The organism is Spirosoma areae, assembly GCF_054781775.1.
The window spans coordinates 284,233-293,253 of sequence record NZ_BAAGTT010000054.1 but is presented as its reverse complement, the minus strand read 5'-3'; the positions used below and the strand labels follow the sequence as shown (position 1 = coordinate 293,253).

6 protein-coding genes are annotated in these 9,021 nt (G+C 51.3%); all 6 read right to left on the bottom strand.

Features of this window, described 5'->3' with window-relative positions; translation table 11 throughout:
- Nucleotides 1-812: hypothetical protein (locus tag ACYVI1_RS31590; RefSeq protein WP_460915679.1), on the bottom strand; the 812-nt coding region annotated here is incomplete at its 3' end.
- Between the two features lie 27 nt (nt 813-839).
- Nucleotides 840-1,607 (bottom strand): HpcH/HpaI aldolase family protein, encoded by a 768-nt coding sequence (locus tag ACYVI1_RS31585; RefSeq protein ID WP_460915677.1) that lies wholly within the window; start codon nt 1,605-1,607, stop codon nt 840-842.
- Nucleotides 1,604-2,698 (bottom strand): aminoglycoside phosphotransferase family protein, encoded by a 1,095-nt coding sequence (locus ACYVI1_RS31580; protein ID WP_460915675.1) that lies wholly within the window; start codon nt 2,696-2,698, stop codon nt 1,604-1,606. Before ACYVI1_RS31580 ends, ACYVI1_RS31585 begins: the two co-directional genes overlap by 4 nt.
- Nucleotides 2,699-2,946: 248 nt before the next feature.
- On the bottom strand, nt 2,947-4,416 hold the full coding sequence (locus tag ACYVI1_RS31575) for a SusD/RagB family nutrient-binding outer membrane lipoprotein (protein ID WP_460915673.1): 1,470 nt from the start codon (nt 4,414-4,416) through the stop codon (nt 2,947-2,949).
- Between the two features lie 20 nt (nt 4,417-4,436).
- Entirely contained in the window at nt 4,437-7,832 is a 3,396-nt protein-coding gene (locus tag ACYVI1_RS31570) for a SusC/RagA family TonB-linked outer membrane protein (RefSeq protein ID WP_460915671.1), read from the bottom strand.
- Between the two features lie 173 nt (nt 7,833-8,005).
- Nucleotides 8,006-9,013, bottom strand: a complete 1,008-nt coding sequence (locus tag ACYVI1_RS31565) for a FecR family protein (RefSeq protein ID WP_460915669.1) — start codon at nt 9,011-9,013, stop codon at nt 8,006-8,008.
- Between the last annotated feature and the right edge of the window lie 8 nt (nt 9,014-9,021).

The window sequence follows — 9,021 nt, the reverse complement described above, 5'->3', positions numbered from 1 at the left end:
TAATCACCATACTTTCCTGTGGGGTGGGCCTTCGACCAGTTCCTGCCATCCGACACGTGCAGGGTGTGGGTGGTATGGCGGGGCCTTTGGTCGGCAGGCACGTGCATCCAGCAAGTCAGGTATTTGAGCCGCTCCTTGGGGGAAGCCGCTTCCAGGTCCAGCCAGATGCTGTTATTCGAGCCCGCCGTGACGAGCTTCTCGCCAGAGTAGGCAGGTCCTTTAGGCAGGAGCAGGTTGCCACCAGCCAGACCTAAGTCCGGCCGCTGCCAGTGAACCAAATCCTGACTGGTAGCCATCGCCAGGCCTCCCAACCAACCAGATGAGTAAAACATCTTGAAAGTTTGTTCGACCCAGTCATAAAAAAAGCCTCCAGTAGGAAGATAGACCACCGAACGTTTTCCGTCCGTTCCCCCCACTTCATCCGCGCTCTGCGGCCTGAAAACAGGGTTGCCTTCAAACTTTTTAGCCTGGTGAAACCGGCGCACAAGGGAGGTTTTCTGCACCAGAAAATCATCGACAAATAACTGCCTGCCCACATCAATAGGAATCACAGCGGGTGGATTCTTCAGGTACGGCACCGGCATAGGTTCTTCGGATTCTGGCAAAAAATGCTTCGGTGGCCATTCTTCGGGCAGTACAATCCCATTGTATAGGGGTGCAGTAGTGCTTTTCCTGAGCGATAAGTACTGACGAAATAATTCCACCTTACCTTCATCGTATTCTGGAATCTTTTTTTCAAGATTTCTTTGAGAAATGCCGACAACAGCAAAAAGAATAAACACTGAAGGAACGAAGACGCTATTTATTTTCATTGGCTTCTGTCGGAATCGGATGGTTATTTACATTGATTCATGAATACTGTTCAACTGATTAATTATTAATTGATAACCATTTCGAAGAATACCTATATCTGATGAAACAGCTAAACATGAAAATCCTAACCGAACAAAGTGCTCTGTTTCTGATAAATTTGAGACTAATATGCCGCTCTGTTTTTCATGATTTTTTGCTGATTCTACTACTTTTTTTAAGGCGTCCTGGTATCCAATTTTTTGATCAGATTGGCTAAGTAAACTCAATTCTAAATCCGATGGGCCAACAAAAAGTACATCGACACCTTCCACTTCAGCGATGGCGTTGCAATGTTCAACTCCTTTATAACTTTCTATTTGGACCACTAACAATGGGAACGCAACATTTCTTACGTCTTTTGGCTTATTTACTCCATAAGAATATACCCTGGAACTACCCGAATAGCCTCTTTGGCCATATGGTGGGTATCTCATTGCATTTAGACACGTAATTACCTGAGATGGACTCTCTACATGAGGTATCATAATTCCTGAAGCTCCCCAATCTAACACGCGACTAATAAGGGCACTGTCTACGTATGGAACTCTAACTACCAATCGTATATCGAAATTTCGAATTGCCTGGAAAATCGAAATTAAAGATGATTCGGTAGTGATTCCGTGCTCTAAATCGATTACAAGCCAGTCAAAATTAAACGCGGAGACAAGTTCAGCAATAATTGGAGACCCTATTGAGAGCCATGTCCCCATGCCTAACCGCCTTTGATTTTGTTCTGGTATGCTTTGATTGTTCATAAGCTACTAATCGTTGCTTTATGTTTCAAGCCCTCGCAAGCCAGTTTAATCCTTCTTTTGGTGCTACTCTTCAACGATTCTCCTGATTCACCTCTGCCAACTAAGAAAAAACTCTGATCACGGTTAAAGTATCCAAAGTGGATCCTGATTACGGCTTTTACAATCATATTTCGTAATAGATGCAACCAAAAACGAATTAAAAAATTCTCTGGTAAATCTTTAACGAATTTGTAACCCATTAAAACATTGTCTATAAATTCGCTGGAGTGGAAACAAGCTAGCAGGGAAATATCATCCGTAGGATCGCCTGAAATCGCATCATCCCAATCAATGAAGGATTTTACTGTGCTCTCTGTGCCGAGAATATTCCATAATGCTAAGTCTTTGTGAACAAGCACCCCTTTTGCAAGTTGAAGAGAAGACATATGTACTTCAACCAAGTAGTTTATTTCGTGATGATCAGCTTTAGTAATAAATGTGCTTTTTAATAAATAATCCAGGTGCTTATTCCAATTTAACATAAAATAATCCTGGTAGGTACGATGAAGTCCTATTAACGAGTTTTCAATCGATAGAATTTCCTGATTAAATAAACCAAACCCACTGGGTTGAATCTGCTGCCACTTTGCAATATAGCTTCCGATAGTAAATCCAAAATCTTTTAAATCTATTTTTTCATTTTTCCATAATATATTTAAATCTTTGGCATGGATGTATTCCATAATCTGATAGGAGAAAGGGGCATTTCTTCTTGATACATCAAACTCATAAACTTTTGGTGTTGGTACACCAACGGATCTTACTATGTCTAATATAAGTGTCTCAATTTCCATATATTTATCACCTTCTGGACCATTTTCTATTCTCAATAAAAATGTTTCCCCAGCAGATTGTATCATATAAGTTATATGATTTCCCTGACTATTTAATGGGCGAAATGAATAAGGTACTGATCCGAAAACTTTATTTAATACTGTGCTAACTGATGAATTAATATCAACTTCCTGACCTCCTTTAGTTGTGTTGCGAAACGGCTGCAAAACTGACTGGCGATCACATTTCCAATAATAAATAGTTTCACGATTGCTCATTGTTGAAAATAGATCAAGTAGCTTGAAATAGAGGGGTGCGAAGCCGTCCTGTGTTATAAATACTCCATGCCCTTCATGGTTTGTATTAGGCTACTCTCCGTGAATCGAGCCGACTGGCTTAAGATTATATACGGATAAAAATGAAGCGGCTACATTGAAAAGCCTTTATCTCCGCAGCTGCCGCTTCATCCAGGCATTTTATCAACCTATCGTGTTTTGCACATAATCTTTAACGTGTCGTTTTGACCTCACAATTTCGCCCAGAACAGTCTCGCCAAGTCGGTGTACACGGTATTCTGGTCGGATTGCTGTGGAGCGTTGGCGTTGCGCGAAATCTCATCGACCGGGTACGGGAAGCGCTTGGCTGTGCCTTCGGGGTCGTTGAGGGTAATCAGGCCCGTTCGGCGCACGTCGTTGTAAGCTTCCTGGCTCTGAAATAAGAACAGGAAAATGTACTTCTGAGTGATGATGTCCCTGAGTGTCAGCTTATCGGCACCGGGCAATACTTTCGGACGGGCCAGGTACGCGTTGATTTGCGCCGTGGTGAGCGCAACGGTCGCGTTGAAGATGGTCGCCTGGCTCAGGGCCGATCGGACGGCCGCATCGTAAGCAGTGTAGGCTTTCGCCCGGTCACCAAGCCGAAGTTGGGCTTCGGCTTCGATAAATTTCAACTCGGGGTAGGTCAGCAGTGGCAGCGGTGATGGGCGGTTTTGCAGGTAGAGTGGTTTGGAGTACAGCGTGCCGTTGAGTGTCACGTCGGTAGTGGCTCGGCTAGTGGGCGGGGTCACCACCTTCCCTCCGATTTTTGTAAACCAGATGTTCGCTCGGGGGTCGGCCAGCACGTCTTCGCCGGGGTCAAGGAACGATTTCATCGCCGTCACGATGCCGTCGGCGATGACGAAGGTTGAAGCGTTCATGAAGCTGTTGGCAACCGGGTTGGCGTTTTCGGGGTTAGTCTGGTAGCTCGTCACGGTAAATCCTTCCGTGGCCGCGAACGAGTTGGTCGCTGCCAACACGGCCTGCTGGGCCGATTCTTGGGGGTTCACGTTGCTGAGCCGGTTGGCAAGGCGGGCTTTCAGGCCCCAGGCCGTTTTTTTCCAGAGCGCCATGTTGCCTTTAAATACCAGGTCATCGTTACCCGGGCGGCTGGCGGCGGTGGTGGCCTGGTCGCACTTCTGAATGCCTGTGTCAAGGAGCTTCTGCATCTCGACGTACAGGTCCTGGGCCTTTTCAAACTTGGGCTGGAGCACCCCTTCCTGCGCCACGTCCCGGTAGGGCACGTCGCCGAAGGCATCCACAAGCAACGAGAGCGTATAGGCCGATAGAATGTCGGCAACAGCCCCGTAACCGACCCGGTTCTGGGCCTCAGCTTTGCTTCGGATGTCGTTGAAATAGCGGATGGCCTGGAAGCCGCTGGTCCAAGCCCCACCGCCGAACGTAGCCGCCCCGCCCACCTGAAATTTGGTGGCCGTGTTGATGCCCGTAAAGTTGGTCTGCTCCGAGGGGTAGCCGCTCTGGATGGAGAGCGGCCCGACGACCCGCTGAAATACGAGCATCTGTGAAGCGGGCAGAATTGTGTTTAGGGGGGCGTCGGTGATAATGTTGGGGTTGGTGTCGATTTCGTTGAGGGTCTTATCAGAACAGGCCGTCATGCACACCGCCAGCAACATCCCGAGGCTGAGGCATTTTATCCCGGAATTAAATCGGTTGGGTTCCATAGTAGAGTCGTGAAAGAAGGTTAAAACTTTAGTCGGATGCCGCCACCGAGGCTGCGGGTCTGGGGTTGCTGGTACCATTCGATCCCCACTGAGTTCCCCACGCTTGACCCGGCGAAGGTGCTGGTCATGTTGAGTTCGGGGTCCACGAAGGTTTTCGTCATTAGAAACAGGTTGCGGCCTGTCAGAAACAGGCTGGCCCCGGCCATGCCGACTTTCTTGGTGAGCGTCCCAGGCAAGTCGAACGTCAGGTTGACTTCCCGCAGGCGTACGAACGAGGCATCTTCCAGTTGGGCTTCGGGAATAACGAACAGCGCAGCCCAGTACGGATTGAGTTTGCGGATGGCGATGTCGTTGTCGCCCTCGACGACCAACTGATTGTTGACGAACCGGCCTTTTTTACCCGGAATCACCTCTGACACGTCGCGGTCGAGGGTCTCCGCCGACAGGCCCCTGGTGCGCGATTCGGCCTGGAGCATCGAGTAAAACAACCCGCCCTTGCGCCAATCCACCTGGAAGCCAAGCGAGAGCGAGCGGTAGCGGAACGTGTTGATGAAATTGATTTCAAAATCGGGGTTGGGCGTTCCCAGAATCTGCAACGCCGGATTTTGGAGCGGAATGCCGGTCGTGGAATTGACGACAATTTGGCCGGAAGCCGGGTCGCGCTGGTAGGGACGTCCGTAGAACGAAGGGTACACCTGCCCTTTTTCGGCCACCGACTGCACCTGCCCGTTGGCGTCGGCCAGCAGGATGCGGGTCAGGCCCTCAGGGAGGGCTTCCACCGTAGTTTTGTACTTCGAAAAATTGACATTCAGGTCCCAGTTGAACGCGGCGGTTTTCAGTGGTGTCACCCGCAGCATCACCTCGTGCCCTCGCGACAGCATCTTACCCGCGTTGCTCACCTGGCTACCAAAGCCTGTGGAGGGAGCGAGCGGAATGCCGAAAATCTGCCCGTCTGACAAACTCCGAAAGTAAGTGTAATCGATGCTGACGCGGTTTTTCAGGAACCGGAGTTCGGTGCCCAGTTCAACGCTGCGCGTGTTTTCGGGGCGTAGCGTCGAACTAATGCTTGTACCGCTGGGCAGAAATCCCGCCACACCGTTAAGCGGAAACTGGTAGCCCGGATTGGCCGCTGAGTACCCAACACCGTTGACAAACAACTGACCCAATTGCCCTACTTCGGCGTAGTTGGCCCGGATCTTGGCGAAGGTGAACACCTTACGAAGTGACGAAACGGCCTCTGTCACTACGAAACTTAGCCCTGCCGAGGGGTACAGAAACGAGCGTCGCCCCGAGGGCAGGTTGGAGGCATAATCCTTCCGGGCCGAGAGGGTAAGGTAGAGCATTTCGCGGAAGCCGAGGTTAGCATTGCCGTAAAACCCCACCACTCGTTGGGCATTGTTGCTGTTGCTGGACACGATGGTGGTGCCGTTGGCGATGCTCGGCCAGTCCCCCGTCACGAAGTTGGAACTGCTCGTCGAACTGCCCGATCGCCGGATGTCGAAGAGTTCATTGCCCACGATAAAGTTGAGCGAAAGGGCTTTGCTGAGGGTTTTGTCATAGGCTAGGAAAAAATTAGAATTGAGCTGAGTTTCCTGCTGATTTTGCAGCATGAATTGCCCCCCGCTGGGCGGGGTGGTGCGGCCCGTCGGGCCGGTGCCTAGTTCGTCATAGCGCTCGGTTTTAGTGCTGAAATTATCCAGCCCTACCCGATAGGTGGCCTTCAGGCCGGGGGCAAGCTGGTATTCCAGAAACAGGTTACCGAAGGTGCGGTTGGTTCGGATGTTGCGCGAGTTGTTAGCCAGAATCCAGTACGGGTTGTTCTGGGCGGCCCGGAAGAAAATCTGCTGGTAGGGATTCGTCGGCGAGGCAAAGGGTTTACCCGCCAGGTTGTACGAAGCCGGGGTTTCGTACACGGTGCGGAAAAAGGCGGTGTTGCCCGCTTCGTCGGGAAAATCATCGACATTGATGTCGGCGTAGTTGAGCGACAAGCCGATTTTTAGTTTTTCAAATGGCGTCATGAGGCCGTTGAATTTCAAGTTGGTGCGCTTCAGGCCAGTGGTAGCAATCACGCCGGTCTGGTCGGTACGGCCCAGGCCGATGGCGTAGTTGCCGAAACTCCCTCCCTGGGCGATTTCGAGGTTATTGTTCCAGGTCGTGCCTGTGCCGTAAAAGTCGTCCATGTTGCGGTATGAGGCCGCCTGTTCCTGCTCGCCGAGCAAATTGGTGTAAGTGCCGAGGCTACTGATTTTCGGGCCAAAGGCAAACAGGGCGTTCTGATCGAAGACGTCGTTGTTACCCTGGGCGTACTCGTACTGGAGTTTGGGTAGGAAACTCACCCGGTCCTGGGCGATCTGGGAATCGAACGTAATCGTCGGCTTTCGGCTGGCGTTTTTTCCGCTTTTGGTCGTAATCACAATCACCCCGTTGGAGGCCCTCACCCCGTACAGCGCCGAAGCCGCTGCGCCCTTCAGGATGTCCACCGATTCTACGTCAGCGGGGTTGAAATCAATGCTTCGGCTACCCGCCGCCACCGGCAGGCCATCGATGACGTAGAGCGGCTCGTTGGAGCCGGTAATCGAGCGCGAACCTCGGATGTTAACCAATGCCGGCCGGCCCGGCATACCGCTGCTAAGGCGCACCTGCACCCCGGCGGCCTTGCCTTGTAGGGAGTTTTGCAGGTTGGTGTTGCCCACCGCCGAAAGCTGCTCGCCCTCTACTTTCTGGGCAGCATAGCCCAGGGCCTTTTGGTCGCGTTTAATACCGAAGGCAGTCACCACGACTTCATCGAGTGATTTGGAGTCGGTTGCCAGCGAAATATCAATAACCGACCGATTTCCCACGACAATTTCCTGCGAGACGTACCCCAGAAAGCTGAAGACCAGCGTCGTCTCTCCCGCGCCGTCGTTCCGGTTAGGCACGTCGATTCGGTATTTGCCGTCCGGCTCGGTTGTCGTTCCTTTGGTGGTATTTTTTAGTACGATACTCACACCAGGCAGCCCGACGCCTTTTTCATCGGTGACGGTACCGGTGATGGTTTGGTCAGCCGATGTTACCTGTGGCTGAGTAATGTCTGTTGGGGGCAAAGAGCTACGCTGGAGGACTGCTCTTCTCAGCAGTATTCGATTTTCAACGACCTCGTACCCAATAGAAATAGGCGTAAGGACCTCGGCCAATACCACCGAGAGTTTCTGATTGGTAAGCTGCACGGTTACCCGTTGGGTCGTCTGAATCTTCGTGCTGTAAACGAATCGAACATCGGCATGCCGCTCAATCTGCTGAAGTACTTCCCGAAGCTCAAGACCATTCGCTTTTATCGATATCGTTCGGTTCAACACATCTTGGGCGAAACCTGGACGAGCCAGTACTAAGCTGCTACAGAGCAGGCCCAGCACAAGTTGGTAAAGGGTAATTTTCATAGCCATCCACAGTGGGTTAGCAATTGGTAAGGGTCTTTTCATAGCTTTAGCCGAGCGCGGCCCGCCTGTTTTTTAATTGGAGATTGAAAAACACGGTCTCGCTGACGGATTAACGTTTGCAGCAGGACCACTCAGTGAAGCCGGCGGTGCTACCAACACCGCTGGCTTCTTGGTTAACAGCCATCGCCGGTGATGAAGACAACCGTACCCCGTTGCTCATAGGTCGCTTCAATGGATTTACAGATCAGGTCGAGTTGGGTAAACAGCGGCAAACCCGTTAAATCAGCCGTAATCTGGCAGGTACGGGCCTTGGGATTAACCACGATGAAGTCAATACCATACCGTTGCGTCAGGGTGTTCAGCACGGTTTGCAACGAGGCCGATTGAAACATTAAGTCCGGCTTGGCTACTTCCGCCGAAAATAACGGAACCGGCTTCTCCACGATGGCCGGTACAATCGTCTGGGAAGCCAGATTAAACGTGGCTCGTTGGTTAGGGGTTAAAATAACGCCATTGCGTTCGGCCCGCAAACGGGGCTGCTGGGCGTAGACGGAGACCCGTCCCGTCGTGACGGCTACTTCGATTTCCCCCGTCGTCAGGCGGGGTTTGATTCGGAAACTTGTTCCCAAAACCTCCGTGACTAATGTGCCGGCGTGGACAATGAACGGGCGATTAGTATCCCGATGAACCTTAAAAAAAGCCTCTCCTTTCAGGTAAACGGTTCGTTTGGTTAGGTTGAATGATTTGTCGTAGAGAATACTGCTGTTGGGTTTAAGCCAAACCAGCGTGCCATCTTTCAATTTGACGGACTGCTCGGTCAGGGTCGTATTGTGAATGTCGATGCCCGACGGGGTTTTGATTCGATTATTGACAACTGACGGTGAGGACGTATGGGGCAAAACAACCTGTTTCAACCCAAAATAGCCGAGAACTACACAAGCGGCTACACCCGTCAGCCAGGCGAGTTGGCGGGTGGGCATCCCCAGTATACGGGGCTGGATCTGGTGATGAATCCGACGCCAGAGTTGTCGTTGAAGCGTTTGTTTCTGCGGTTCCGACAGACCCGTTTCCGTTCGACTGGGTTGGGCGGCCAGCCAGGTTAGCAGGAGCGCTTCCTCCTCCTCGGTCGCCTGGCAGTCAACATATTTTTTTGACAACATATTGAATTCCTGTTGGGTCATGGGGGCGC

What these genes read in the sequence shown, in the direction of transcription:
- ACYVI1_RS31585 (WP_460915677.1), bottom strand. Translation starts at nt 1,607, where the DNA reads ATGAACAATCAAAGCATACCAGAACAAAATCAAAGGCGGTTAGGCATG.
- ACYVI1_RS31580 (WP_460915675.1), bottom strand. Translation starts at nt 2,698, where the DNA reads ATGAGCAATCGTGAAACTATTTATTATTGGAAATGTGATCGCCAGTCA.
- ACYVI1_RS31575 (WP_460915673.1), bottom strand. Translation starts at nt 4,416, where the DNA reads ATGGAACCCAACCGATTTAATTCCGGGATAAAATGCCTCAGCCTCGGG.
- ACYVI1_RS31570 (WP_460915671.1), bottom strand. Translation starts at nt 7,832, where the DNA reads ATGAAAATTACCCTTTACCAACTTGTGCTGGGCCTGCTCTGTAGCAGC.
- ACYVI1_RS31565 (WP_460915669.1), bottom strand. Translation starts at nt 9,013, where the DNA reads ATGACCCAACAGGAATTCAATATGTTGTCAAAAAAATATGTTGACTGC.